This window comes from Halorubrum sp. CGM4_25_10-8A (assembly GCF_005435025.1).
Classification (GTDB): domain Archaea; phylum Halobacteriota; class Halobacteria; order Halobacteriales; family Haloferacaceae; genus Halorubrum; species Halorubrum ezzemoulense.
Genome location: NZ_SGTX01000003.1, coordinates 52,655 through 77,849 on the forward strand (window position 1 = coordinate 52,655; position 25,195 = coordinate 77,849).

28 protein-coding genes are annotated in these 25,195 nt (G+C 70.5%); 11 read left to right on the forward strand and 17 right to left on the reverse strand.

Translation table 11 applies throughout. The features are described 5' to 3' along the window. Nucleotides 1-110: 110 nt before the first annotated feature. Genes EXE52_RS04420 through EXE52_RS04435 form a run of 4 tightly spaced genes read right to left on the reverse strand, consistent with a single transcriptional unit; the run spans nucleotide 111 to nucleotide 4,178 of the window. Nucleotides 111-1,226, reverse strand: coding sequence for a deoxyhypusine synthase (locus EXE52_RS04420; protein WP_049930571.1), 1,116 nt, complete (start codon nucleotides 1,224-1,226; stop codon nucleotides 111-113). A gap of 39 nt (nucleotides 1,227-1,265) precedes the next feature. Further along, nucleotides 1,266-1,550, reverse strand: a complete 285-nt coding sequence (locus EXE52_RS04425; RefSeq protein ID WP_049930569.1) for a ubiquitin-like small modifier protein 1 — start codon at nucleotides 1,548-1,550, stop codon at nucleotides 1,266-1,268. Nucleotides 1,551-1,572: 22 nt separating this feature from the next. Next, nucleotides 1,573-2,916, reverse strand: a complete 1,344-nt coding sequence (locus EXE52_RS04430) for a potassium transporter TrkA (protein WP_086215534.1) — start codon at nucleotides 2,914-2,916, stop codon at nucleotides 1,573-1,575. After that, on the reverse strand, nucleotides 2,913-4,178 hold the full coding sequence (locus EXE52_RS04435) for a potassium channel family protein (RefSeq protein WP_089308215.1): 1,266 nt from the start codon (nucleotides 4,176-4,178) through the stop codon (nucleotides 2,913-2,915). Before EXE52_RS04435 ends, EXE52_RS04430 begins: the two co-directional genes overlap by 4 nt. Before the next feature lie 121 nt (nucleotides 4,179-4,299). On the opposite strand from EXE52_RS04435, the gene EXE52_RS04440 reads away from it, so the two are divergent. Next, nucleotides 4,300-5,475: an NAD-binding protein gene (locus tag EXE52_RS04440; protein ID WP_086219535.1), complete on the forward strand. Its 1,176-nt coding sequence runs from the start codon at nucleotides 4,300-4,302 to the stop codon at nucleotides 5,473-5,475. A 27-nt stretch (nucleotides 5,476-5,502) separates the two neighbouring features. Here the strand turns inward: EXE52_RS04440 and EXE52_RS04445 are convergent, their stop codons facing one another. The 6 genes from EXE52_RS04445 to sdhC form a co-directional block, all read right to left on the reverse strand. Further along, the gene (locus EXE52_RS04445) at nucleotides 5,503-6,138 is read right to left on the reverse strand and encodes a uracil-DNA glycosylase family protein (RefSeq protein WP_089308216.1); all 636 of its coding nucleotides are present in this window, start codon (nucleotides 6,136-6,138) and stop codon (nucleotides 5,503-5,505) included. A gap of 111 nt (nucleotides 6,139-6,249) precedes the next feature. Next, nucleotides 6,250-6,477: a helix-turn-helix domain-containing protein gene (locus EXE52_RS04450; RefSeq protein WP_086215536.1), complete on the reverse strand. Its 228-nt coding sequence runs from the start codon at nucleotides 6,475-6,477 to the stop codon at nucleotides 6,250-6,252. Nucleotides 6,478-6,804: 327 nt separating this feature from the next. Continuing rightward, nucleotides 6,805-8,634 carry an FAD-binding protein gene (locus tag EXE52_RS04455; RefSeq protein WP_049930559.1) on the reverse strand — a complete coding sequence of 610 codons (1,830 nt, stop codon included), beginning with the start codon at nucleotides 8,632-8,634 and terminating at the stop codon, nucleotides 6,805-6,807. A 53-nt stretch (nucleotides 8,635-8,687) separates the two neighbouring features. Then, nucleotides 8,688-9,578, reverse strand: coding sequence for a succinate dehydrogenase/fumarate reductase iron-sulfur subunit (locus tag EXE52_RS04460; protein ID WP_089308217.1), 891 nt, complete (start codon nucleotides 9,576-9,578; stop codon nucleotides 8,688-8,690). 7 nt (nucleotides 9,579-9,585) lie between these two features. Further along, nucleotides 9,586-9,957, reverse strand: a complete 372-nt coding sequence (locus tag EXE52_RS04465) for a succinate dehydrogenase hydrophobic membrane anchor subunit (protein WP_049930555.1) — start codon at nucleotides 9,955-9,957, stop codon at nucleotides 9,586-9,588. Between the two features lies 1 nt (nucleotide 9,958). After that, nucleotides 9,959-10,384, reverse strand: coding sequence for a succinate dehydrogenase, cytochrome b556 subunit (gene sdhC, locus EXE52_RS04470; protein ID WP_049930554.1), 426 nt, complete (start codon nucleotides 10,382-10,384; stop codon nucleotides 9,959-9,961). 244 nt (nucleotides 10,385-10,628) lie between these two features. Here sdhC and EXE52_RS04475 point away from each other — a divergent pair, with 244 nt between their 5' ends. From EXE52_RS04475 to EXE52_RS04495, 5 genes are all read left to right on the forward strand, one after another. Then, entirely contained in the window at nucleotides 10,629-10,823 is a 195-nt protein-coding gene (locus tag EXE52_RS04475; RefSeq protein WP_004596869.1) for a cold-shock protein, read from the forward strand. Nucleotides 10,824-10,995: 172 nt separating this feature from the next. Further along, nucleotides 10,996-11,718: a TetR/AcrR family transcriptional regulator gene (locus EXE52_RS04480; protein ID WP_089308218.1), complete on the forward strand. Its 723-nt coding sequence runs from the start codon at nucleotides 10,996-10,998 to the stop codon at nucleotides 11,716-11,718. Next, the gene (locus EXE52_RS04485) at nucleotides 11,715-13,088 is read left to right on the forward strand and encodes an MFS transporter (protein ID WP_049930551.1); all 1,374 of its coding nucleotides are present in this window, start codon (nucleotides 11,715-11,717) and stop codon (nucleotides 13,086-13,088) included. Before EXE52_RS04480 ends, EXE52_RS04485 begins: the two co-directional genes overlap by 4 nt. A 132-nt stretch (nucleotides 13,089-13,220) precedes the next feature. After that, on the forward strand, nucleotides 13,221-13,697 hold the full coding sequence (locus EXE52_RS04490) for a 50S ribosomal protein L11 (RefSeq protein WP_049930549.1): 477 nt from the start codon (nucleotides 13,221-13,223) through the stop codon (nucleotides 13,695-13,697). A 155-nt stretch (nucleotides 13,698-13,852) separates the two neighbouring features. Then, complete coding sequence (locus EXE52_RS04495) at nucleotides 13,853-14,140, forward strand: hypothetical protein (RefSeq protein WP_049930547.1); 288 nt, start codon at nucleotides 13,853-13,855, stop codon at nucleotides 14,138-14,140. 27 nt (nucleotides 14,141-14,167) lie between these two features. On the opposite strand, the gene EXE52_RS04500 is transcribed toward EXE52_RS04495, so the two are convergent. Together EXE52_RS04500 and EXE52_RS04505 are read right to left on the reverse strand one after the other, a co-directional pair. Next, nucleotides 14,168-14,620, reverse strand: a complete 453-nt coding sequence (locus tag EXE52_RS04500) for a universal stress protein (RefSeq protein ID WP_049930546.1) — start codon at nucleotides 14,618-14,620, stop codon at nucleotides 14,168-14,170. A gap of 138 nt (nucleotides 14,621-14,758) precedes the next feature. Beyond that, entirely contained in the window at nucleotides 14,759-16,660 is a 1,902-nt protein-coding gene (locus EXE52_RS04505; protein ID WP_089308219.1) for an ATP-binding protein, read from the reverse strand. A 104-nt stretch (nucleotides 16,661-16,764) separates the two neighbouring features. Here EXE52_RS04505 and EXE52_RS04510 point away from each other — a divergent pair, with 104 nt between their 5' ends. The 3 genes from EXE52_RS04510 to EXE52_RS04520 all read left to right on the forward strand — a co-directional run bounded on the left by EXE52_RS04510 (nucleotide 16,765) and on the right by EXE52_RS04520 (nucleotide 19,323). Beyond that, a complete protein-coding gene (locus EXE52_RS04510) occupies nucleotides 16,765-17,100 on the forward strand; it encodes a hypothetical protein (protein WP_086215542.1) in 336 nt (111 codons plus the stop codon). 43 nt (nucleotides 17,101-17,143) lie between these two features. Next, nucleotides 17,144-17,851 (forward strand): DUF2270 domain-containing protein, encoded by a 708-nt coding sequence (locus EXE52_RS04515; RefSeq protein ID WP_049930541.1) that lies wholly within the window; start codon nucleotides 17,144-17,146, stop codon nucleotides 17,849-17,851. Between the two features lie 80 nt (nucleotides 17,852-17,931). Further along, nucleotides 17,932-19,323, forward strand: a complete 1,392-nt coding sequence (locus EXE52_RS04520) for a M28 family peptidase (RefSeq protein WP_089308402.1) — start codon at nucleotides 17,932-17,934, stop codon at nucleotides 19,321-19,323. A 63-nt stretch (nucleotides 19,324-19,386) separates the two neighbouring features. Here the strand turns inward: EXE52_RS04520 and EXE52_RS04525 are convergent, their stop codons facing one another. From EXE52_RS04525 to EXE52_RS04540, 4 genes are all read right to left on the reverse strand, one after another. Further along, on the reverse strand, nucleotides 19,387-20,619 hold the full coding sequence (locus EXE52_RS04525) for an alkaline phosphatase family protein (RefSeq protein ID WP_089308220.1): 1,233 nt from the start codon (nucleotides 20,617-20,619) through the stop codon (nucleotides 19,387-19,389). Between the two features lie 182 nt (nucleotides 20,620-20,801). Next, the gene (locus tag EXE52_RS04530; protein ID WP_049930539.1) at nucleotides 20,802-20,993 is read right to left on the reverse strand and encodes a hypothetical protein; all 192 of its coding nucleotides are present in this window, start codon (nucleotides 20,991-20,993) and stop codon (nucleotides 20,802-20,804) included. 67 nt (nucleotides 20,994-21,060) lie between these two features. Beyond that, complete coding sequence (locus EXE52_RS04535; protein ID WP_089308221.1) at nucleotides 21,061-21,801, reverse strand: helix-turn-helix domain-containing protein; 741 nt, start codon at nucleotides 21,799-21,801, stop codon at nucleotides 21,061-21,063. A gap of 114 nt (nucleotides 21,802-21,915) precedes the next feature. Continuing rightward, nucleotides 21,916-22,488 (reverse strand): peroxidase-related enzyme, encoded by a 573-nt coding sequence (locus EXE52_RS04540; protein ID WP_049930536.1) that lies wholly within the window; start codon nucleotides 22,486-22,488, stop codon nucleotides 21,916-21,918. Between the two features lie 136 nt (nucleotides 22,489-22,624). On the opposite strand from EXE52_RS04540, the gene EXE52_RS04545 reads away from it, so the two are divergent. Both EXE52_RS04545 and EXE52_RS04550 read left to right on the forward strand, forming a co-directional pair. Continuing rightward, nucleotides 22,625-23,098 (forward strand): PaaI family thioesterase, encoded by a 474-nt coding sequence (locus EXE52_RS04545; protein ID WP_086215546.1) that lies wholly within the window; start codon nucleotides 22,625-22,627, stop codon nucleotides 23,096-23,098. Then, nucleotides 23,091-23,936: an amidohydrolase family protein gene (locus EXE52_RS04550; RefSeq protein WP_089308222.1), complete on the forward strand. Its 846-nt coding sequence runs from the start codon at nucleotides 23,091-23,093 to the stop codon at nucleotides 23,934-23,936. Before EXE52_RS04545 ends, EXE52_RS04550 begins: the two co-directional genes overlap by 8 nt. Before the next feature lie 55 nt (nucleotides 23,937-23,991). Here EXE52_RS04550 and EXE52_RS04555 read toward each other — a convergent pair whose 3' ends face one another. Beyond that, on the reverse strand, nucleotides 23,992-25,155 hold the full coding sequence (locus EXE52_RS04555; protein WP_049930533.1) for a phenylacetate--CoA ligase family protein: 1,164 nt from the start codon (nucleotides 25,153-25,155) through the stop codon (nucleotides 23,992-23,994). Nucleotides 25,156-25,195 lie beyond the last annotated feature (40 nt).

Sequence of the window (25,195 nt, forward strand, 5' to 3'; positions counted from 1 at the left end):
GCACGTATCGGTGTCTTCACGCATATATCTCTCCCCGTATCGCGTGCGGCGTCCGGCCTCGCTCGTGGCCAAGATCGCCTGCGCGCTCGCCGGCGACCGGCGACGCGACCCTACTCCACGCGGTCGCGGGCGGCGGCGACGAGCATCGGGAGCATCACGGTCGCGTCGCCGTAGACGGAGGCGTTGCGCGCGTCCTTCTCGAGTTTCCCCCACGAGCGCGCCTCCTCGAGCGTCGCGCCGGAGAGCCCCCCGGTCGCCTCGGGGTCCATCGTGATCTGGACGGCGTAGTCGTACGCCCGCGGCGTGACGAGCATCGTCTGGAGCGTGAAGTTCTTCGGCACGCCGCCGCCGACGAGCAGGCAGCCGGCGTCGTCGGCCTCGAACGCGAGGTCGGTCAGCTCGGTCATGTCCGCGAGCGCGTCGAGCGTGAAGTCGGCCGTCTGCGCGTACATCCACGCCTGAAGCCCCAGCACGGAGTCCTGGACCGCCGGGCAGTAGATCGGGACGTCGGACTCGTAGGCGGCGGCCGCGACGCCCGGCCCCTCGGGGACGTCGTCGCGGTCGTTGACTTCGGCGTTGGCGCGGCCGAGCTCGCGCGTGAGGTCGGCGATGGAGACCGCGTCGGTCCCGTCAGCGTCGGGGTCGGCCTCCAGCGCGGGGAACACCTCCTCGCGGAGGTGCCCCTCGAACTCGGCGAAGTGCTCCTGCGGGAGGTAGACGTTGTAGATGCGGTCGACCCCCTCGTCGCGGAGCCCCTCGTCGTGTTCGCGGAGGCTCTTCTCCGGGTCGTGGGTGCGCCCGTGGTGGTGCTTCCCGCCGATGGCCTCGATGGCGTCGTGGGTGAGGTTCGCCCCGGTCGTCACCAGCGCGTCGACGTAGCCGTCGCGGATGAGGTCGGCGACGACCCGGCGCATCCCGGCGGGCACCATCGCGCCGGCGAGCGAGAGGAACACGGTACAGTCGTCGTTCGCGAGCATATCGGCGAGCACGTCGCCCGCCTCGTTGACGGACGCCGCCCCGATCCCCGCGTCGCCGTAGCCGTCGACGAGTTCGCTCACCGTCATCCCCGCCGTCGCGCGCGTGTGGCCGACCGGGTCCTCGTGGAACTCCTCGCGGTTCGGCTCGCCGCCGGTGCCGTCACCGTCGGCGTGATCGCCTTCACCGCCGTGATCCTCGCCACCGGCGTCCGCGGCGTCGTCTCGGGGGTCCCCGTCGCTGTCGGTCATGGCTCCGACTGGGGTCGGCGCGCGTTTGAAACGACCGATCTATCGGTCGGCGGCCCCACCGCTCACCGGCGGGAACAGCGCCAGTTCGTCGCCCGCCTCCAGCGTCGCGTCGAGCCCGTCGTCGTGGCGGACGCTCCGCCCGTTCCGGAGGACGTTGATGTGGTCTGCGACGCTCCCGTCCTCGATGACGCGGTCCCGGAGGTCGGGGTGCGCGTCCAACAGCGCGTCGAGCGCGTCGCCGACCGTGTCGCCCGGCTCCGCGTCGACGGTCACCGCGCGGTCGCCCGCGATCTCCGCGAGGTCGGCGAACAGCTTCCACTCCATAGCGGATCCCCGCGCGGGCGGCTCAAGAGCGTTGCGTCCCGTCGGAGTCGACGGCGGCGTCGCCGTCGTCTTCGACCCCCGCCGCGTCGCCGTCCCCGGTCGCGGCGGACTGGGCGGCGCCTGCGGCCTCCGCGGCCGACGCCGCCGTCTGGGCGCTTCCCGCGGTCGACGCGGCCGCCTCGAACGACCGGATCGCGTCCGGACGCCCGACGAGGTACGCCAGGTCGCCAGCGCCGAACGCGTAGTCGTGCGGCGGGATCGGCTGGACGGACCCCGCCGCCGGTCGGACCGCGGCGACGACGGCGCCGACCTCGCCGACCGTGCTCCCGTCGAGGTCGCTCCCGGCCGCGACCGTGACCGAGGCCATCGTCTCGTCCGCGCTCCGCAGCAGCGAGGCGAACTCGCGATCCGCCCGCGGCTCGGCGGGGAGCGTCACGAGCCGATAGCCGCCTTGGTCGGTCAGGCGTTCGGCGTCCGACTCGTCGAGCGCGACGGTGACCGCGTCGCCGGCGACGCCCCGCAGTTCGCCGGTCGCGACGCGCTCCGGCTCCGGGTCGTCGCGCCACAGCTGGACCGTGTCCCCGGCGGTGGCGTTGTTCGGCGGGTCGGCCGCCACCGCCACCGCCGCCGACTCCGGCGCGAGCGTCGGGCCGAGCCCGGCGGCGCGGGAGCCGACCGCGAAGTACTCGACCGACCCGTCCGCGTCGAGGTCGACGTCGACGTAGCCGACGCCGTACTCGTCTTTGAGCCGGGTGACGAGCCGTTCGCGGAGCGACTCCGGAGAGAGCTTCCGGGGGAAGAGCAGCGTCTTCTCGGCGATCTCGTCCTTCTTCTCCGGGGAGACGGGGTCGTACGTCTCCATGTCGCCGATCTCGTCGGCCGGTGGGAGCGTCACCGCCGTGAACCGCCCGACAGCGCGCACGACCCCGCTCAGTTCGCCGTCGAGCTGCTTGGCGCCGGAGAGCGCGAACACGTCGACCGCGAGCCTGTCGCCCGCGTATCGGCCGACGGGCGCCATCACCACTGCGACGCCGAGCGAGACGAGGTTGAAGAACACGCTCTCGGGCGCCAACAGGGTCGGATTATCGCCGATCGCAACCGACCCCAGCGAGGTCGTGTTGAGGTACAGCGCGACGACCGCGACGCCCAGCAGCCCGGTCACCCCCTCGGGGATCGCCGTTCGGAAGTACCAGCGGTAGGAGAGCGCCGCGCCCCCGGTCAGGAGGGCGGCGACCACCGCGAACGTGACGAGCGTGACGGCCGCCTGTCGCGGCCGCGCGAATCCGACCTCGACGGCGGCGAGGGGGACATCAGCGGCGGCGAGGGAGACGCCGACGGCGGCGACCGCACCGAGCGCGGGGCTCACGCGGCCACCTCCGCGAACCGGTCGAGCGCGTCGCGGCTCCCCACGACGAACAGGTCGTCGCCCGCCGACAGCGGCTGCGTCCCGTCGGGCGCGACGCGCCACGAGCCGTGACGGGCCGCGAGGACGGCCACGTCGTAGGCTTCGCGGACCTCGGCCTCGCCGATGGTGTGCCCGTCCAACGGTCCGCCGGCGGCGACGGTGACCTTGCGGAACCGCTTCCCCGCCCGCCGGAGCAGGGCCGTGAGCTCGTACTCGCGGCGGGTGCCTCGCGAGAGCACCAGCACGCGCCCGCGGTCGGCGCGGAGGAGATCCGTCGCCTCGGAGCGGTCGACGGCGAGCGTCACCCGCCCCTCACCCCCGGTCGTCGTGGGCGCGGTCGCCGCCGGGGGCGAGGGAACGTCCGTCTCCCCGCCGTCGGTTCGGAAGTCCTCCGAATCCGCGTCGTCGCCCGCGGGGGGAACCACAGTCGACGCCGCCCCGGCGCCCGGCTCCGGCTTCCCGCTCGACTGCGCGGCGATGACGGCGCCCTCGACGCCGATATCCGGCGTTATCACGCGAACGACGTCGCCGCGGGCGATCCCGGTCGGCACGAGCGCCGACACCGACACCGCGCGCTTCCCGGCGGGCACCCGCTTCGAGAGCGCGCCGGTCGGCGGGGCGGCCGACACCGTCGCGCGCGCCTGTTCATCGATCCGGACCGACACGTCGGCCAGGTCGAACTCGGTGCGGAGCCGCTCCGCGAACCGGTCTTCCAGCTCCGCGAGCGGGAGGTCGGCCGGAAACGTCCAGTCGCCGTCGAGGATCGCGGCGCGCGTGTCAGCCGGCAGCGGCGGGTACCCCTCGATGTCGGTCACCTCGCCGGCGACCTCGACGGAGACGCGCCCGCGGCCGCCGACGAGCTCGATCACGTCCGTCGAGAGCGTGCGGTCGCGGAGCTGCTTGAGCGAGATCCGCTTGGGGGCGCTGGCGCCGAGGCGGTCCCCCTGCGCGTGGGCGTACAGCGAGATCATCAACACCACGACGATCGCCGTGAGGATCGCTGGCGCGCGCTCCGACGACCGAATCGTCTCGTCGTTGAGCGCGAGCAGGCCGCCGTTGACGCCGGCGATCGCGAGCGACAGCACGACCACTCCGAGCCCGGGGATCGTCACGTCGGTGACGTACTTGAACACGAACCCGAGGGTCCCGGCCACCAGCGCGGGAACGATCCCGGTGATGACGCCGAGGTAGACGCCGAAGACGATCTCGACGGGCAGCGACATACGGCGTCCAATCCGCGGCGCGGTTAAACCAGTATCGGCGCGAGCGACGCGCGGAGCGCCCGTCGGATCGATTCCGCGGCGGCCTCGCGGGGTTTAAGTTCGGTCTCGGCGACCCGGGAACATGGAGCTGACCCGGGACTGGGTGACCGTTCGGGCGTCGATCCTCCTGACGTTCGCGGTCGCGGTGCTGTCGATCCTCGCCGGGCTGGCCCAGATCGGGGGGCTCGGCGTCGACGGGCCGCTCGCCCCGTACGTGCTCCCGGTCGTCCGCCAGACGGTCGGGTTCACCGGGACGATAACCGGCTTCGCGATGTTCGGGAGCGGGTTCGCGCTCCGGAACGGCTACCGGATCGGGTGGTACACCACGGCCGTGTTGCTGCCGCTGACGGCACTTCAGGGGCTGATGCAGGCCTCCGTCCTGTCGTTCCCGCTCGTGGCGCTGTCGCTCCTCTCCGTGCCGACGCTCGTGGTCAACCGGGGGCGGTTCGACCGGGACTTCAGGCCCTCCCCGACGCAGTTGGCCGCGGGCGCGGCGCTCGTGGGGGCGGTCGCGTACGGGACGCTCGGGTCGTACGCCCTCAGAGACCAGTTCGAGGGCATCGAGACGATCGTCGACGCCTTCTACTTCACCGTCGTCACCGCCTCGACGGTGGGGTACGGCGACGTCCACCCCGCGACCGGTCCCGCCTCCGACATCGCGCAGCTGTTCGCGCTCTCCTCGCTCGTGGTGAACGTCGCCGCCTTCGCGGTGGCGCTCGGGGTCCTCCTCACGCCCGCCATCGAGGCGCAGCTCTCCAAGGCGCTCGGAAAGATGACCGACAGACAGATCGACCTCCTCGACGACCACGTCCTCGTGCTCGGCTACGGGGACCTGACGGAACCGATACTCGAAGAGCTCGACGCCCGCGACGGCGTCGAGTACGCCGTGGTGACGCCGGACGAGACCGCCGCGAGGCGGCTCGCTGACCGCGACATCCCGGTGTACACCGCGGATCCCAGCGACGTCGACCCGCTCGAACACGTGAACCTCGACGGGGCCCGGGCGGTCGTCGCCGCCACCGAAGACGACGCGCACGACGCGCTGGCCATCCTCACCGCCCGCCAGCTCAATCCCGACGTGCGCATCGTCGCGGCGGTGACGCAGCGGGAGAACGTCGACAAGCTCCGGCGCGCCGGCGCCGACCAGGTGATCTCGCCGACGACGCTCGGCGGGCACATCATCGTCGACTGCGCGTTCGGCGCGGACAGCAAGGACGCGACGGAGGGAATCATCGAGGACATCGACCTCGACGACTGAGCGACGCTCAGGAGAGGTCGCGACCGCTCAGCGGCTCTGTCGGCCCTTCGTCTGCCGGTAGTCCCGGCTCAGGACATTCTCGCGCATGTGGTCGCAGAAGGCGTCCGCCTCGGCGTCGCTCATCTCGCTCGGCTCTTTCATCGGCACGAGCTCGAACCCGCGTCCGCGAATCGTCGTCGCGTGTTCCGAGTCGACGTCGAACGAGTCGGGCCGGCGAGTCGTGTACTCGACCGCCAGCTCGCGGAGCGGTCGGTCGCCGACCGGCACGATGATCTGGGGGTTTATCATCCGGATCTCCGCGTTGAGGAAGGGCTCGCAGGTGTCGACCTCCCGGTCCGTCGGCTCGCGGTCGGGGTGGCGACACCGCGTGAGGTTCGTGAAGAAGAGGTTTTGTACGTCCGGTTCCGCGGCGTCCGGCGCCGACCGGACGAACCCGAGGTCGGCGAAGATCGACTGGACGCGTTCGCCGCCGCCCGCGCCGGTGAAGGGGACGCCGTTGCGCTCGGCGGCCTCCGTGGGGCCGGTCCCGACGACGAGGAACTCCGCGCCGACGTCGCCGTAGCCGTGAACGACGCGGTCGCGAGCGCCGCACAGCTCGGCGCAGTTCTCGCAGTCGGCGTCCATCGCGAACGGGTTCTCGAAATCCGTCTGATTCGCGTCCACGGTTGCTCTGTGGGCTCCGCGTCCCTAAACGCTCCGCCGGGGAGGGCCGTACGAGGACGAGGCGGTGCGGAACGAGCGTGAAAAGCAGCGTGCGGCGGTGGCGCGGCCCGTTCAGTTCGGGACGTACCGGTCGCCGTCGCAGTCGACGAGTCCCTCGCTGCGGAGGGTCTTCAGGATGCTGTACAGGGAGAGCTTCTTCATCCCGAGCGACTCGCCCATCTCGGACACCGTGGCGTCGCCGTTCGTGGTCAGGTACAGGTACACGAGCTTGGCGCGGGGCGACTGGAGCTCCCGGGGCAGCGCGGGGGCCGCCGCGGACGCGGTCTCCGTCTCGATCATCTTGTCCGATATGACGGGTTCGACGATAATAAACCCCCTATTCAACGTTCGTCGAAACAGCGTGAATCGGTCTGAGAACGGCCCTGAAACCATTTTTCTCTTAAATCGGACCGATAACGTCGATCGACGAACGGCGAATCGACGCGTATCGACGCTCGGTTTCGACCGTCGACGGATAAGGAACCGTGAACGATCCGGATCGATCGGGCGAAACGATCCGGGGCCGCCGCCGGACGGATCGGGGGCCGCGACCGGACCGGGCGAACTCCGGCCCAAGAGGTCGGAGCCGCGACGCGCCGCCGCGGGCGACCGAGCGTCCCGGGCGGTTCAGTACGACCGGCTCTTCGGCTCGTACGTCTTGTTCTCGCCCTCGAGGACGACCGGCTTGTACCACAGTTCCGGCTCGCCGTCGTTCCACGAGACGAGCGTGTGCTTCAGCCAGTCCTCGTCTTTGCGCTCCTGGTGCTCCTTGCGCCAGTGGGCGCCCCGGAACTCCTCGCGAGCGAGCGCGCCCATCGTCAGCGCCTCCGCGAGGTCCAAGATGTTCCGCGTCTCGATCGTGTGGATGAGGTCGGTGTTGAACGTCCGGGACGGGTCCGACACCGCGACGTCCTTGTACGCCTCGCGGGCCTCGCGGAGGTCGGCTAACGTCTCCTCAAGTCGCCCTTCCTCGCGGAACACGTTGACGTTGTCCGTCATCGTTTCCTGAACGGCGGAGCGGATCTCGGCGTGGTTGCGGCCCTTCCGCGAGAGCAGTTCGTCGACGCGCTCCTGCGCTCGGTCGACGGCGCCGCCGAGGACGCTCTCGGCGTCGGTCGCCACGGCGCCGCCGTCGGCCGCGGCCGTGCCCGAACCGCTCGTCTCGCCGACCTCAACACCGAACTCGTAGTCGGCGGGCTGCCAGTCGCCCGAGCGGCCGGTCTCGATCTCGGCCTCACCCATCTCCTCGCCGGCGGCGTGGCGGCCGGCGCGCTTGCCGAAGACGATGAGCTCCGGCAGCGCGTTACCGCCGAGGCGGTTCGCCCCGTGGACGGAGGCGCAGGCGCACTCGCCGGCGGCGTACAGCCCGTCGATGACGGTCTCGCCGAACTCGTTCGTCTCGATGCCGCCCATCGCGTAGTGCTGGCCGGGCTTGACCGGCATCGGCTCCGTGAGCCCGTCGGCGCCCTCGAAGTCCTCCGCGAGGTGGAGGATGTTCTCCAGGCGGTCGAGGATGCGCTCCTCGCCGAGGTGGCGCATGTCGAGGTGAACGTACTCGTCCTCGATGCCGCGCCCCTCGTTGACCTCGGTCAGCTCGGCGCGGGAGACGACGTCGCGGGAGGCGAGCTCGCCGTCGTTGTTCGCGTAGCCGTGTTCGAACATGAACCGCTCGCCCTCGCTGTTGTAGAGGATTCCCCCCTCGCCGCGGACGCCCTCGGAGATGAGGACGCCGGTCGACGGCAGCGTCGTCGGGTGGAACTGGATGAACTCCATGTCCTCCATCGGGACGCCGGCTCGGTACGCCATCGCGACGCCGTCGCCGGTGTTCGCCACCGCGTTAGTGGTGTGGTCGAACACCTGCCCCATCCCGCCGGTCGCGAGGATAACGCCGTTCTCGGCGCGGAAGCCGCTTATCTCGCCGCTCTGGATGTCGTACGCGACGACACCGTGGCAGGTCCGCTCCGCGGGATCGTCCTCGTCGGTGACGGCCAGGTCCATCACGTGCCACTCGTCGTACACCGTGATCCCACGTTTGACCACCTGCTCGTACATCGTGTGGAGCATCTGGTGGCCGGTCTCGGCGCCCGCGTACGTCGTACGCGGGAAGGACAGGCCGCCGAACGGTCGCTGCGAGACGCGCCCGTCGTCCTCGCGGGAGAACGGCATCCCCCAGTGTTCGAGGCGGATGACCTCCTCGGGGCTCTCCTGACAGAGCGCCTCGACCGCGGGCGCGTCGCCGAGGTAGTCGGACCCCTTCATCGTGTCGTACGCGTGGTCCTGCCAGGAGTCGGCGTCGCGCAGCGCCGCGTTGATCCCGCCCTCTGCCGCGCCCGTGTGCGACCGGACGGGATGGAGCTTCGACACCATCGCCACGTCCGCGCCCGCTTCCTGTGCCGCGATCGCCGCCCGGAGTCCCGCCCCGCCGGCCCCGACGACGACGACATCGTGTTCGTGCATTGTTGGTATGTAATTTCGTAAGTTCCGAAGTCCCTTGATACTGTCTGTCGGGATTACCAGAACTTCAGGTTGTTTTTGACCGCCTCGCGCTTCAGCTCCTGGATGTGCTCGGTGAGGGGGATGTCCTTCGGGCACACCTCCGTACAGGAGAACTGCGTCTGACACCGCCAGACACCGTGCTCCTGCTCGATGATCTCTAAGCGCTTCTGTTTCATCTCCTCGCCCTCGCGCTCGTCCATCGCGAACCGGTACGCCTTGTTGATCGCGGCCGGCCCGAGGTACTCGTTGTCCCCCGCGGCGACGTTACACGAGGACATACACGCGCCACACCAGATACAGCGCGTGGACATCTTGATCTTCTCGCGGTTCTCCCGGTCCTGGCGCTGCTCTTCGAGCTCGCCGTCCGGGTACTCGTCCGTCTGGAAGTACGGCTCGACGGCCTCCATCTGCTCGTAGAAGTGCTCCATGTCGACGACGAGGTCCTTCGTCACCTCGGCGTGGGGGAGCGGCTCGACGCGGACCGGCTCCTCGAGGTCCGATATCTGCGTCTTACAGGCAAGCTTCTGGCCGCCGTTGACGAACATCGCGTCGGAGCCGCACACCGCCTGCCGGCAGGAGTGGCGGAACGTGAGCGAGGAGTCGTACGTGTCTCGCGCGTACATCAGCGCGTCAAGGACGGTCATCCCCTTCGTGAACGGGACGTGGAAGGTGTCGAACCGCGGCTCCTGTTTCCCCTCGACCTGCGGGTCGTAGCGGAACACCTTCAGCTCGACCGTGCTCTCGTCGGCGGCCGCCTTCTCCGCTTCCTCCTCCTGTCGCTGCTGGCGGCGCTCGGCCGCGCGGCGCCGCTTCTCGGCGCGGCGCTCCTCGCCCTTCGAGGCCGGCTCCGTCTCGGTTTCGGCCTCGGTCGATTCCTCGGTCTGCTTCGGAATTTGCGTGCTCATTGTCGGTTCAGTAGAGTCCGATGCCCGCCCACGCGTTCGCGGTGCGGATTCCCTGCGCGATCAGCACGACGCTCGCGGCGACGAGCGTCCACTTGATCACTGTGCGTTTCGTGCCGGTGAGCCCCTGGTTGACCAGCGCGTTGTAGACGCCGTTGACCCCGTGGAACGTCGCTGTCACGAGGAAGAGGATCATCAGCGAGTAGTAGCTCAGCTGCTCCATCCGGCCGGAGCTGGCGAGGAACGACACCTCGTCGGCGTGGTGGACGAAGTGGAGCAGGAAGAAGTGGAACGCCAACACGACCAGCAGGAACACCGCCGTGATCCGCTGGAGCAGCCACATCCGGCCGCCCGACTGGAACGAGGAGTAGCGCTCGGCCATCTCAGAACGCCCCCGCGATGAACGTCGGCACGGACGCGACGGTGATCGCTCCGGTGAGGACTAGCGATGCGTAGAAGCTCTTGTCCTGTGCGTCCAACCCGATGCCGAGGTCGGTGAGGAGGAGCCGGGTGCCGTTGAGCATGTGGAAGACGGCGACCGCCAGCAGGCCGACCTCCAGGATGCGGACGAGCAGCAGCCCCTCCAGCGAGACGATCGTCTGCGTGTACACGTCGTTGCCCGCGGCGATCGCGGCTTCGCTGGCGCCGGCCGCCGGAATCCCCGTACTCAACACGGCGATGTGCGTGAACAGGTACCCGATGAGCACCCATCCGGTGAACTTGTGGAAGATCCACGCCCACATCCCCGCCTCGAACTCCCGCCAACGGCCGAAGTCCTCGATGAGGCCTCGATTGTACGACTGACTCATACCTAACGGTTCTGAACCGGGGTCGTATAGTAGTTACTAACACGGCGGGGCTCGCTCCCGGATCTCGGCGAGCGACGAACGCCCGCGAAACGGACGCAACGACCCGAAATGGCGAATTTTTGAACGCTCCGCGAGAGCCGGCTCGCGGCGGCGCGACGCCGTCGGACCGGCCCGTGAGACCGGGTTTCAGGGACCGCACCGTCACGGAAGCCTTTTATGTTCCACTCCCGCTTCTTCGGTCGCAATGGCGAAAGGCGAAGTCGATTTCTTCAACGACACTGGCGGCTACGGTTTCATTTCGACTGACGACGCGGACGAGGACGTGTTCTTCCACATGGAGGACGTCGGCGGTCCGGACCTCGAAGAGGGTCAGGAAGTCGAGTTCGACATCGAGGAGGCGGACAAGGGTCCGCGCGCGTCGAACGTCACCCGTCTGTAAGTCGGCGACGACACCCGAGGCGAATCGGCTTTTTGACCGCTTTCACCCTTCGAGCGGCCGCTCCGGATCGCGGGCCACCGCGGGCGGTAGGCCCGGTCGGCGCCGACGGCGAAACACCCGATCCGACCCCGACCGATAGGGATTTACCGCTCGTTGACTGACTAGTCAGTCAATGAGCGACGCGCCGAGCGCGGCGGAGGAGATCATGGACGGGGTGTACAGCGCCCTCCGCGCTCACGGGTACGCCGACCTGACGATGCAGGACATCGCCGACGAGTGTTCGAAGAGCAAGTCGCTGCTCCACTACCACTACGACACGAAGGAGGACTTGCTCGTCGCCTTCCTCGACTACGTCGTCACCGACTCGGAGGAGCGGATCGCGGCCCGCGCCGACGACCCGCCCGTCGAGCGGCTGGTCCAGTTCGTCGGGTGGTTCGTCTTCGCGCCCGACGAGGCCGACCGCGAGGCGTTCCACATCGCCCTGTTGGAATTGCGCACGCAGGGACCGTTCAACGAGCGGATCCGCGAGCAGCTGGCGCGCAGCGACCGGCTGCTCCGGGGCACCGTCGCCGACATCCTCGGGGACGGGATCGATGCCGGCGTCTTCCGCGACGTCGACGCGGAGGAGACGGCGGCGCTGCTCGTGGCCACCCTCGACGGCGCCCGGACCAGACAGATCACCCTCGCCGGCGCCGGGCGCGACGACGACGCGGCCGGCTACACCCGCGAGGTCGCAGAGGCGACGCTCCGGCGGATCGTCGGCCCGCTGCTCGCGGAGGGCGTGGAACTGCCGCCGCTCGACGAGTCGATCGACGCGCTTCGGGGCGACGCCGACCCTGACGAGTCGGTCGACGACGACGGAGCGGCCGGCAGGTCCACGGACCCCGGCGAATGAGCCGCTTCGGGTTCGAGCGACCGCCGCCGGTGCTGCTCGCGGTGATCGCGAGCACGTTCTTCGTCGGCTTCGGCGGCGGCGTCGTCTTCCCGATCCTCCCGAACCTCGGCGCAGTCCTCGGTATCTCCGCGTTCATGGTCGGCGCGATCCTCTCCGCGAACCGGTGGGTTCGACTCATCGCGAACGCGCCCGCCGGCGCCCTCGTCGACCGGTACGGGACCCGGACGCCGTTCGTCGCCGGGCTGTTCGTCGAGGGGGTCGCCACGCTCGGCTACGTCGTCGCGCTCGCGATGCCCCCCGCGGAGGCGCTCCGTCCACTCGCGGCCTCGCTCCCCGCGTTCGCCGTCGGCCCGTTGGTCGTCGGTCCCGAGCAGTGGTTCGCCCCGATCGGCGTCGCCGTCGCGCCCGAGACGTGGTTCCTGCTCGCGCGGGTCCTCTGGGGGCTCGGCTCCGCGGCGGTGTTCGCGACGGCGTACACCATTGCGGCCGACCTCTCCGACAGCGGTTCGCGGGGGACGAACATGGGGATCGTCCGCGGCGGGATCACGATGGGGTTCCCGGCCGGCCTCGTCCTCGGCGGCGTCGTCTCCGCGCTCGTGGGCAACGTCGCCGCCTTCGCCGTCGCCGCCGCCTTCGCGCTCACCGCGAGCGCGGTCGCCTACCGGTACGTCCCGGAGACGCACGTCACCGGCGACCGCTCCGACGACTCGATCAGGCCGTGGGAGATCGACACCGCCGTCCCGGCGCTGACGGTCGGGCTGGTCAACTTCGGACTGATGTTCGCGTACATCGGCGCGCTGTTCTCCACGCTCGTCTTGTTCCTCGGCGCGAACGACATCTCGCTGTTCGGTCTCGCCCCGCAGGGCACCTCCGGGCTGTTCATGGCCGGAACGGTCCTCTCGGCGGCGTTCTTCATGCTCGTCGGCGGACGCGTCTCCGACACCCGCGACTCCCGCACGCCGATCCTCCTGACATTCCTCGTCGTCTCGTTCGTCGGGTTCCTGCTGCTCGCGCGGGCCGGCTCGGTCCTCTCCTTGGGTCTCGCCTGCGTTTTCATCGGCGCGGGACAGGGCGGGACGAGCGGCCCGATGATGGCGCTGCTCGCTGACCTCACCCCCGACGAGCGCATGGGGCGCGCCTCGGGAACGAACAACGTCCTCGGCGACGTGGGGGGCGGGCTCGGCCCCATGGTGTCGCTCCCCCTCATCGAGGCGGTCGGCTTCACGCCGATCTACGCCGCCTGCGCCGTCCTCCCGCTGCTGGCCGGCGTCGTCCTCCTTTTCGGAGTCCGACGGGAGACCGGGACGTTCCTGCCCGGGCAGGCCGCGGGCGAGGCCGGCGGGAACGACCCCGTCGCGACGGACGCGTAGCCGCGCTCGTCGCCGCCCGACCGGCGGGACGGGAACTCCTTCCGGCGGGGCGTCGGGACGCCGTATGCGAACCGCTATCGCCCCCTGCCCGAAAGAACAACCGTTAAAAGTCGGCGTCGGGTTCGTACGGACATGGCTGGAACTATCGAAGCGCTCGTCCCCGGCGGGCAGGCCAACCCCGGCCCGCCGCTCGGTCCCGAGCTCGGACCGACGCCGGTGGACGTTCAGGACGTCGTCGAGGAGATCAACGACGAGACCGCTGCCTTCGACGGCATGGAGGTGCCCGTCACCGTCGAGTACGACGACGACGGCTCCTTCACCATCGAGGTCGGCGTGCCGCCCACGGCGGAGCTCATCAAGGACGAGGCCGGCTTCGACACCGGCTCCGGCGAGCCGCAGGAGAACTTCGTCGCCGACATGTCGATCGAACAGGTGAAGAAGGTCGCAGAGCAGAAGTCGAGCGACCTGCTCGCGTACGACACGAAGGCCGCCGCCAAGGAGGTCGGCGGCACCTGCGCCTCCCTCGGCGTCACCATCGAGGGCGAGGACGCCCGGACGTTCGACGACCGCGTCGACGCCGGCGAGTACGACGACGTCCTCGACGAGTAACGCTTTTTTCCGGCTCTCCGCTTTCCGGCGCCGCTTTTGATTCCGACCCGTTACACCGCGGTCCGCGTCATCGGGGTGCGTGCCCTCCGCACCGTCCGGGTTCGGGCCGTCCGCGGAGGCGGCCACTTATGAGCGGACCGGACCGACACGTCGGTATGCCGGATCTCAACCCGATCGCGAAGCGGATCCACAACGTCCAGCCCCGACCGGTTCGGCTCGAACTCGACTCCGGCGAGACCGGCGTCTTCGAGTTCTCGTCGACGGAGTTCTTCCAGCGGGAGTTCCGCGGCGAGGGCGTCCGAACCGACGGCGACGCCGACGCCGAGTTCCGCCTGATCAGCTCCGAGGACTACGAGGACATCCTGCTCGGCCGCTCCGGACCCGACGAGGAGGGGTGGTCGATGGTCGGCGAGGTGGTCGCGGCCGAGCGCGCCGAGGGGTAGCCGGACCGCCTCGTCAGCGGAGCGCGCTCAGCGGACGACCGTGACGGGCACCTCGGCGCGGCGCACCACGCCCTCAGCGACGCTGCCGAGGAGGACCCGCGAGAGGCCGGTCCGGCCCCGGCTCGCCAGCACGAGGTGGTCGAACGGCTCGCCGTCCTCGCCGTCTTCGCCGACCGGCTTCTCGCCGCCCGCGACGCCGAGGATCGTCTTCGTCGGGCGGCCGACCTCCAGCCGCGTCTCGACATCCCGGTCGACTATCTCCGACACTTCGGCGAGGACCCGTTCGCCGCGCTGCTTGGCGCTCTCGTACCACTGGTCGGACGCGCCCGGGAACCCGCCGTCGGCGCCCGTCGCCGAGTCGGCGGGGTTGATCACGTGAAGGGCCGTGAGGTCGGCGTCCGGCCACTCGTCGGCCGCGAACCGCAGCGCCTCGGCCGCCTCTTCCGACCCGTCCACCGCGACGAGGATGCGCTTGCTCATACGCGGCGGTTCGACTGCTCCGGACAAAAAGGGCGGCGATGAGTTCGAGTCGGCGACAATTCACCGCGAGGCCGTAGGCCGGGACCGGGCGGCGGGGCAGTCGGTCGCGGAGCGCTCGCCGGCCGCGCGGCGCTCGTCTCAGTCGTGCCGCGTCACGCACTCCGAGAGGCCGATCAGCTCGACGGGCTCGGAGTTGTCCGGCGAGTAGACGACCATCTGCCCCTTCTCCATGTACGGCACCTTGCCAGCGAGGTTCGACGGGATGTTGACGCTGGAGATCGCGTCCTCGTCGCCGAGGTTCAAGACGATCTTCGTGTTCACCTGCTTGAACACCGACTCGGCCACGTCCTGGGGGTCCTGCGTGATCAGGAACAGGCCCAGCCGCTCCTTGCGGCCCTGCTTCGCGGCCTCCGTGAACTTCTGGACCACCTTCTGGGCCTGGACGTTGTCGGCGTCGGCGAGGAAGTTGTGCGCCTCGTCCATCCCGACGAGGAGCGGCGTCTCCTTGATCCGGTCGCTCTCCGGGTCGTTCGAGAGCTTGTCGTCGACGAGTAGCCCCGCGACCGCGAGGACGACGATCTCCTTCTGCCGGGAGGTCGGCAGGTGGTAGGTTGGGACGACCGAGAGCCCGCCGGGGCGCACGAGGGTGTGGTCCAGCTCCGTGATCGGCTTCGCGTCCTGATCGAAGATCCCGCTCGGGACCCCGCGGACCCGCCGTTTGACCGCGTCGAACGTCGCCTCGTGGATCCGACCGCTCTCGTGGAGCTCCTCTTTGAGCGCCGGGTCGTCGAGGTACGAGAGGAACTCGCTGTAGGTGCCCGCGTCGCCGTAGTTGTCGAAGAACCGGTTGATGAGGGTCAACAGCGCGGGGTACTGGTTGTCGTTGAGCCCGGAGCCGGCGACCAGCCACGGCATGTCCTTCGCCAGCGAGAAGGGGATCGTGAACTCGACGCGCTCGGCGCGGTGCCCCTCGCCGGGGTACGTCGCGTTCGCGACGCGGGGCACGAGGGCGACGGTGTCGTCGTGGCCCCCGTGGGCGATCCCCTCGCGTTCCAGCCGGCGCGCGAACGCGTCGTCGAGGTCGGGGTTGTCGTCGTGCATCTGCGCGTACTCGTCCTGCGGGTCGAACTGGACGACTGCCATTCGCGATTCGCGGCCGTCGCCCATCGGGTAGGTTCGGTCGGAGTCGAGGAACTGGCGGAGGACGTTCTTCGAGGCGTGGGTCTTCCCGGAACCGGTGCCGCCGGCGACGAGCGTGTGCCGGAACGCGAGCGGGTCGCCGTCGCCGTAGTCGTCCTTGACGCGGTAGTCGACCGTCGGGGGCTCCGCCGCGGTGCGGACCTTCTCGCCCCCGACGGAGAGGTGGCCGAGGAAGACGCCGTCGTCGGGGATCTTCAGCCCCGTCTTGATCTCGGCGTCGTCATCGGCCTCCTCGACGACCGCGCCCGGCTTCGGCACGCGGTCCGTCATCCGGCGTTTCATCCCCTCGCCCTCGCCGTAGACGACGGACATCGGCTCCAGGTCGGCGACGAACTTGTAGTCGCGCTCGGCGAACTCCTCGCGGCGCATCTGCCGGCGGGCGTGGATCTCGGTCGCGTCGTCGGACTGGAACTCCTGCGCGTACTCCAGTCCCGTGATCCGACAGAACAGCCGCTCGCCGTCCGGGTACGGGATCAGGAGGTACTTTCCGAGCCGCACCGACTCGCGGTTGCCGGTCGTGACGAACGCCTTCAGCGACGTCTCGTCTTCCTCCTCGGCCACGCGGAGCCCCTGAGAGACCGACACGACGCCGAGCCCCGCGTCGCTGCCGGCCGGCGTCGCGTCGTAGGCGGCGAACGCCTCGTCTTCCGCGTCGCCGCGCGCGTCAGCGGTCCCGGCTTCGGTCGCCGAATCACCCCCCGCATCGGCCGCACTCCCGCCGTCGGCCGCCGAGGCAACCCCGCCGTCGGCCGTGGAGTCGCCTCCGCCGTCGGCCTCGCTCGGCGCGCCGCCGTCGCCGTCACCGTCTCCGGTGAACTCGGTGAAATCCTCCAGCGTCATGGCGTATCCACCGACCGCTGGGCCGAAAGCGTTTGCCCTCCCGCCGGGACGCACGGGAACCCCTCCCGCGGCGCCCTTATCCCGCTCGACCCCGTACCCGTGCCATGATACTCGTTCGCGGCAGCGGAGGCGGGACGGACCTCACCGGTACGGTGTTCGAGCGCGGCGAAGAGCCGCCGGCGTACAAGGGCGCGCCCGACGAGGACGCGCCGTACGTGTGGGTGTGCGACTCCTTCTACGAGGTCGAGAGCGGCGGCTCCCCGCTCGTCGTCGACGGCGAGGAGATCCGCGTCGCCTTCGAGGAGCCGATGCCCCGCGGGTTCGACACGCGCGACCAGGCGGTCGAGGCGGCCCGCGACCACGTCCGGACGCAGTTCGCGCGGATCGGCGTCGACCCCGATGAGGTCGACGTCGAGGTGACCGCGGCGGACCCCGCCTGAGTCTCGCCTCGCTTTTACCTGCCCCGCCTCGGTACGGGTCGGTATGTCCGAACCGTCGGAGGACTTCGACCCCGAGTCTCGGGAGGAGCGCGAGGTCGCCGCCGAGGCCGCCGGCGACCGGTCCGATTTCCTCTCGCTGATGGGCCACGCATACCGCGGCGAGCTCGGACGGACGAGCTCGTGGCGGACCCGCATCGACCGCACGACCAACTGGGCGGTCGTGGTGACCGCGTCCCTGCTCACGTGGACCTTCTCGAGCGCGTCGCGGCCGCACTACGTGCTGCTCATCGGGCTCGTCATGCTCAGCGTCTTCCTCGGCATCGAGACGCGTCGGTACCGCACCTTCGACGTGTGGCGGTCCCGCGTCCGGCTGCTGGAGGAGAACGTGTTCGCGAACGCCCTCGATCCGGAGGGCGTCGAGCAGTCGAACTGGCGGGCGCTGCTGAGCGAGGACCTCCGCGAGCCGACTATCAAGATGCCGGCCGTCGAGGCGGTCTCGCGGCGTCTCCGACGGGTGTACGCGCCGCTCGTCTCCGTCCTCGTCGCCGCGTGGGTCGTGCGGCTCACGGTGTTCACCGCTGCCGGAAACGGCGTCGTCGCGACGGCGTCGGTTGGGCCGATCCCCGGCGCGCTCGTGCTCGCGCTCGTCGGCGGGTTCTACGTCGTCGTGATCGCGCTGACGGTTCGGCGGGCGCCGAGACGAGCTAAAGGAGAGATGCAGGCCGCCGAGGACGCCGAGGAGTGGAAGTGAACCGGTACGGCCTCGCGAAGCCGGACGAGGCGATCCGCGACTCCCGCAACCCCTTTTCGCTCGGGGCACTACCGAACCGTATGACCGAGCTACCGGACCGCGTCGTGGGCGACGCGCGGACGAGCGACTTCGGGTGGAGCCTCCTCACGGACCTGACCGACATCGGGAACCGGATGGCGGGATCGACCGGGGAGCGGCGCGGCGCGGAGCGCGTCGTCGAGGCGTTCGAGGCGGCCGGCCTGCGGAACGCCGGGCTCGACGAGTTCGAGATCCCCGGCTGGTGGCGCGGCGACTCCTCGCTGTCGGTGTCGGGCGCGGTGGAGCGGCACCACGGGAACTCCCACGAGGTGATCGCGCTGCCCGGGACCCCGAGCGGCGAGGTGACGGCCCCCCTCGTCGACGTCGGCGACGGCACCGACGAGGAGTTCGCGGCCGCGGGCGAGGCGCTGGACGGCGCGGTCGCGATGGCCTCCTCTCGCACGCCGGAGAGCCACGACCGGTGGATCCACCGGATGGAGAAGTACGTCGCGGCGGCGGAACGCGGCGCGGTCGGGTTCGTCTTCCGGAACCACATCGAGGGGGCGCTCCCGCCCACCGGCGAGATCGGGTACCACAACCGACCGGGGCCGATCCCCGCCGTCGGCGTCTCGAAGGAGGTCGGCGACCGGCTCTCGCGGCTCGCCGAGACGGCCGCGGACGGCGACGGCGGAGGCGGCCGCGGCTCGGGAGCCGACCGCCCGACCGTCTCGCTCGACGTCGACTGCCGCAACGAGCCGACGACCTCGGTGAACGCGGTCGCGGAGGTCGGCCCGGACACCGAGGAGGCGGTGTACCTCACCGCCCACGTCGACGCCCACGACGTGAGCGACGGCGCCAACGACAACGGCGCGGGGTCGGCGCTCGTCGCGGAGGTCGGTCGCCTGCTCGCGACGGTCGAGGGCGACCTCGACACGCGGGTGCGCCTCGTCACCTTCGGCTCGGAGGAGATCGGGCTGTGGGGGGCATACCACTCGGCGGAGACGACCCCGAAGGAGGATATCGCCTGCGTGGTGAACCTCGACGGCGCGTGTAGCTCGCGGAACCTCCGCGTGGGGACGAACGGGTTCGACGGGATGCGCGAGCCGTTCGAGGCGGTCGCGGACGCGTTCGATGCCCCCCTGACGACCGGCGAGACGATCTCGCCCCACGGCGACCAGTGGGCGTTCGTTCAGGAGGGAATCCCGGCCGTGATGGCGTCGACGACGAGCGACCAGTCAGGGCGCGGCTGGGGCCACACTCACGCCGACACCCTCGACAAGCTCGACTCCCGCGACCTCCGCGAGGTGGCGACGCTCGTGACCGCGGCCGTCTACCGGTTCGCGACGGGTGACGTGGCGGCGGACCACCGATCGCGGGAGTCGATCCGCGACGCCATCGACGAGGGGTACGTCGAGGAACTGAAGACGGGCGGGCGGTGGCCCTACGACGGGTAAGCCCGGGAGGTCGACGGAAGACACCCGGCAGAGGCCGGCGTCGAGTCCGGACCGCGCGCCGCGTCAGTCGAGCGCCGAGGCGCGGGCCGCCGCGAACGGGACCAGCATCTCCGCCGGGTTGAGCCCGCCGTGTATCCCGACGTACGACAGTTTCTCCGGCTCAACGTCGCCGAACCACACTCCCGAGTCGCGGTGCGTGACGATCAGGTCGCCGCAGCGCCGTCGGAACCGGTCTGAGACCGGGCGGTCGCCGAAGAGGTCGCGGTCGATCGCCTCCCGCCGGGTGAACGTCCGCGCGTCGTGGTCCGAGAGCGCTCGCCGCGCGTCCGGGACCGTTCCCGGTCGCAGGTGGAGGTGAACGTTGCGGGGGCTGCCGGACATCTTGACCGGCGTGCCGTCGGCGTGCCGTCGGAGGTTCCCCGTCACCGCCTCGTTCGCCGAGAGGTCGAGATTGGCGTCGGGGTCCGTGTTCACGTGGCCGTGGTCGGCCGTCACGAGCAGCAGCGTCCGCTCCGCGGTCCGCCGATCGACCCGCCGCAGAGCGGCGGTGACCTGCTCGCAGACGGTCGCCACCGTCTCGCCGTACGCCCGGCCGTCGGTGCCTTCGGCGTGGGAGACGTGGTCGACGTGCGGCACGTACGCGTAGACGTATCCGGGGTCGCCGCTCGCCGCGACCGCCGCCGACAGGCGCTCGCCGAACGAACCGAGGCCGTCGTAGACGTGCTGGGTCACGTCCTCGCCGCCGGCGTCGAACGGCTGGAGGCGGTGACAGTCGACCCCCGCGTCGCGCATCCGAGCGTAGAGCGACTCGCATCCGACGACCGACCCCTCGGGGACTCGCTCCGCCGCCGCGCCCGATTTCACATCCCCCCCGAGCGGCAGGAACGCCGTGTCCAACCGGGGGTCGTAGACGTTCCACCCGACGCACCCGTGTTCGCACGGGAGTCGCCCCGTCTCGAGCGTGGTGATCGCCGCCGCGGTCTCGGACGGGTAGACCGAGGTGAGCGGGGTCACCGTTCCCGCCTCGGTGAGCCGGTCGAGGAGGTCACACCGTGGACGGTGGCGCTTCCAGCCGTCGAGGCCGAACCCGTCGACGAGGAGGAGGACGACCGTGTCCACGTCCGTCTCGACGCCGTCGAACACGTCGCTCGGGAGGGCGCGGCGGCCGCCGGCGTCGAGCACCGATCGGACGGTGTCCGGGACGTTCCCGAAGCAGTAGTCCTCGTACGCCGGGAAGAGGTAGCCGTCGCGCTGCTGACGGTCTCGAAGGACCCGCTCGATATCGTCTCGAAACACGGTAGCGGTCGTAGAGAGGTCCCGACGCCCTCCGGGCGGATCGTTTCTTAACCTGTCGTGAGCATCTCGTCGGTCCTCGGCGAGCGCCTCTCGGCGTGGCCGCAAGGGGACCGGCGGGGCGGGGCGCCGGCCCCGAGTCCGGCGCGGCGGCTCGCGGACGGCTCGTCAGGCCGCCGCTCGGCTCATTCCTCGTCGGAACCGTCGCAGACGCCGAGCGGGAGCGACTCGGGGGCGTCGCCGTCCGCGTCGAGGCCGGCGTACGCGTCGTCGATGAGCCGGGCTAACTGCGTCTCGGGGCTCACGCCGCGGGCGGCGGCGAGGGCCGCGAGCCGCTCGTACTGCTCGTCCGGCACGGTCACCGTTCCCTCGTCCATACGCGGCGCTCCGTCCCGAAGCTACAAAAGCGTTGGTCCGGCCCCGCTCGCGGGCGATCAGTCCGGCTCACGACAAGTCGGTCCGGTCTCCCCCGTACGCGGCGTCGATTGGCTCGCCCTCCGCGAAGCGATCGAACAGCGCGTTCATCACCGACGACTCGGCGCGAGAGAGGTGCTCCCAGACGGTCGTCGAGCCGAGGCCGAGTTCGGCGGCGACCTCCTCGACGCCCACGCCGCCGCCGTGGTCGTAGTAGCCCGCGGCGATCGCGGTGGCGAGGACCTCGCGCTGCCTGTCGGTGAGCCCGTCGAGGAGGCCGGACGCGGGGAGCTGCGGCGAGCGCTCGATGGACGCGAGCTCCACGTTCCGCGCCAGTTCCACCTCGTTCCCGCCGCGTTCGAGCTCGCGCATTACCGCCGAGAGGTCGTCGTCGTCCTCCAGGTACGCCGTCCAGCGCTCGACGCCGCCGGAGATGGTCGTCCCCGTCCGGTAGTGGATCCCCAGCCGCGAGAACCGCTCGCCGATCCCGTCCCAGTCGGCGGCCGAGACGTCGATCGTCAGTGCGACGTAGGCGTGGGCGCCCTCGATCGGCGCGAGCGGCTCGGCCGACACGATCAGGTCGAACTCGCGGAAGTCCTCGACGAACGCCGCGATCTCCGCCGCCGGACCGGTGAGCTCGGCGATCCGCTTGCGCTCGGACCCGCTGCCGGTCATCGAGGAGACGGACCGGTACCGCACCTCCGGGTGGCGCGCGCTCACCTCGCACTCCGGCTCCCCCGCGTGGTGGATCCGGAACGTCACTTCCCGCATGGCCGATTCGAGGTCGCCGAGGTTCAAACGGGTTCCGGACCGGTCGCGAGCCGTCCTCGTCGGTGGCGGCGCGTCGTCGGTGGCGGTGCGTCGGCGGTGGCGGCGCGGGCGCGGTCAGTCGCTGCGCCCCATCGCGTAGAACTCGTCGTTCGGACGCATGTCCGCGACGGTCGCCATGCGGTTGGAGAGGTTGAAGAAAGCCGCCACGGAGGCGATGTCCCACACTTCCTCCGGGGAGAAGCCGGCGTCTCGGAGCCGCTGTACGTCCTCGTCAGTCACGGCCTCGGGCGACTCGGTGAGCGTGACGGCGAAGTCGAGCATCGCCATGTGGTGGTCGGAGACGTCGGCCTGCCTGTGGTTCGTGGCGAGCTGGTCGGCGAGCTTCGGCGCGCCCGCGTAGATCCGACAGAGCGCGCCGTGGCCGACCACGCAGTAGAGGCAGTCGTTCGCGCCCGACACCGCGACGACGATCATCTCGACCTCCTCCCGAGCCAGCGGCGTGTCGGACACGAGCGCGTCGTGGTACGCGAAGAACGCCCGAAAGTGGCTGGGCTTGTACGCGAACGCCGAGAACACGTTCGGCGTGAATCCGGCGTCTTCCGTCTCCTCGTCGATGCGGTCGCGGAGGTCCTCGGGGAGGTCCTCGTAGTCGGGCACGGGGAACCGTCGCATCGCGTCCTCGTTCATACCCCCAAGCGCGCGCCGTGACCACAAAGCCGTTCCCCCGGACTACCCATCGCTTCGCTGCTCTCCAACGTCTCGAACGGTCTCGTCGACCTGGGCGGTTGATTTATGCGGGGGCGTGCCGTGCGTTGGCACACGCATGCCCGACCCGAGCGACGCCGGTCCGGGAGCCGGCGACAGCGACCGCCGGCCGGCGCCGAGTTCGGGAGAGGCAGACCGGACGGCGGTCGTGGAGCGGCTGTACGGCGAGGTCCCCTTCCACCGGCGGCACGACCTGGAGGTGCTCGCCGTGACACCCGAGCGCGCCAGCGTCAAGCTGCCGTTCGATCCCGGACTCGTGGGCAACCCCGACCTCGGCGCGGTCCACGGGGGCGTCGTGAGCGCGCTCGTTGATCTCGCCGGCGCCGCCGTTTTCGTCGGCGGGCGCGAGGCGTTCACGCCCACCATCGACCTCCGCGTGAACTACCTCGAGGCCGCCGGCCGGGAGCCGCTGTACGCGACGGCAACGGTTGACCGCCGCGGCGCCGACATCGGCGTGGCGAGCGTCGAAGTCGAGTCCGGGGACGCCGTCTGCGCGACCGGCACGGGCGTCTACAAGCTCACCGATGACTGAGTTCCCCGTCGACGGCGTCGTGGACGCGCACGTCCACCTGATGCCCGAGCGGCTGATGGCCGCCATCCGAGAGGCGCTGGGCGAGGCCGCGGGCTGGACGTTCGACCACCCGACCGACCGCGACCGGATGGAAGCGGCACTGACCGCCGCCGGCGTCGAGCGGTACGTCGCGCTCCCGTACGCCTCGCGCCCGGGGACGGCGGCCGACCTCAACGAGTGGGTGATCGAGGCTGCCGCGGACTCCGAGATGGCGGTCCCGTTCGCCACCGTCCACGCCGGCGACGACGACCCGGGGACCGTCGTCGCGGACGCCCTCGACGCCGGGGCCCGCGGCCTGAAGCTCCAGTTGCCGGTCCAGGGGTTCGCGGCCGACGACCCGCGGCTCGACCCCGCCTACGAGGCCGTCGCCGCCCGCGACGTGCCGGTCCTGCTCCACGCCGGGACGGCGCCGATGTTCGAGGACAGCCCCCACGTCGGCGTCGAGCGCTTCGAGTCGTTCCTCGCCTCCTACCCGGACGTGCGGGTGTGCGCCGCGCACATGGGGACGTACGAGGTGGACGCGTTCGTCGAACTCGCCCGCGACAACGGCAACGTCTTCCTCGACACCACCTTCGCCATGTCGAGCGTGGCCGAGACGTACATGGAGTTCGACCCGGCGACGGTCGCCGACGAGACGCTGATCGAGCTCTCGGAGTCGGTCATGTACGGCTCCGACTACCCGAACATTCCGTATCCGTACGCCCGGGAACGAGAGCACCTGCTTGCGCGGGATCTCCCGGTCGAGGCGCAACGGAACATGTTCTCTCGGACCGCGCGCCGCTTCCTCGACGGCGACTGAGCGACGATGCCGCCTCCTCGACGGCGACTGAGCGACGCCGATGCTCGCCGGGCGCTTAGTACCGCTCGTCCACGACGCCGGGCTCGTCGAGGTCGGCGACCAGTTCGACGGCGTCCGGGGTCACGATGAGGCGGTCGCCGAGCGCCGCGCGCAGTTCGTCGGCGTCGGCCTCGCCCTCGCAGATCACGACGAGGCGGTCGGTGGTCTCGGGCTGGGACACTTCGACGCGGTACTCACCGGTCAGTCCCTCGAAGCCGGCGAGCACCGTCTCGATGCTCTCCGGGTACACCTTCACGCCCTTGACCTTCAGCCGCTCGTCCGTGCGGCCGATGACGCCGTCGGGCAGCACGACCGTCCCGTCCCGGACCGCGAGTTCGGCGAGGTCGCCGGTCCGGTAGCGCACAAGGGGAACCCCCGCTTTCCTGAGGTGCGTCACGACGACCTCCCCACGCTTGCCGGCGTCCAGCACCTCGCCGGTGTCCGGGTCGACGACCTCCACCACCGCGTAGTCGTCGACGACGCGGAGGCCGTCCTCGGCCGCGGTCTCGGCCGCGACGGGCATGATGTGCCGCGTACCGAAGTAGTCCACCGCGGTCGAGGCGTCGAGCGCGTCCTTGACCGCCTCGCGGCGGCCGGGGATCGACGTGAACGGCTCGCCCGCGCCGACGAACGTGTCGACCGAGCCGCCCTCGGCGCCGATCTTCAGCGCGAAGCTCGGGTTGCCCACGACGGCGTCCACGTCGTACGCCTCGATGGTGGCGGCGGCCTGCTCGGAGTCGCCGGGGCCGAGCGGGAACACCTCCGCGCCGAGGCGTTCGAGCGCCCGATGGAGCACGTACCCGGTGCCGAACAGCTCGTAACCGAACGTGTTGACGACGCGGTCGCCGGGCTCGACGCCGGCGCGTTCGAGCACGTCCGCGTTGGCGGCGGCCTGGGCCTCGAGGTCGTCGGCCGTGTCGAACACCGGTCGCAGCTGCTCGCCCATCGGCGAGAACGTGACCATGGCTGCGCCGTCGTACAGCGACCCGCTCGGCGGCGCGGCCTCGAAGTCGGCCTCGAGCTCCCCCGCCGTGGTGAACGGGAGCGACCGGAAGTCGGCCCACGAGTCAACCGCCGTCGGGTCGACGCCCGCGTCCGCGAACTTCTCGGCGTAGAAGTCGCGGTCGGCGACCCGCTCCAACTGCTCCCCGACCGCAGCCAGTGTGCTGTCGTCGTACATCGCGTTAACACACGAAAAACTGGCACATAAATCTCCGTCA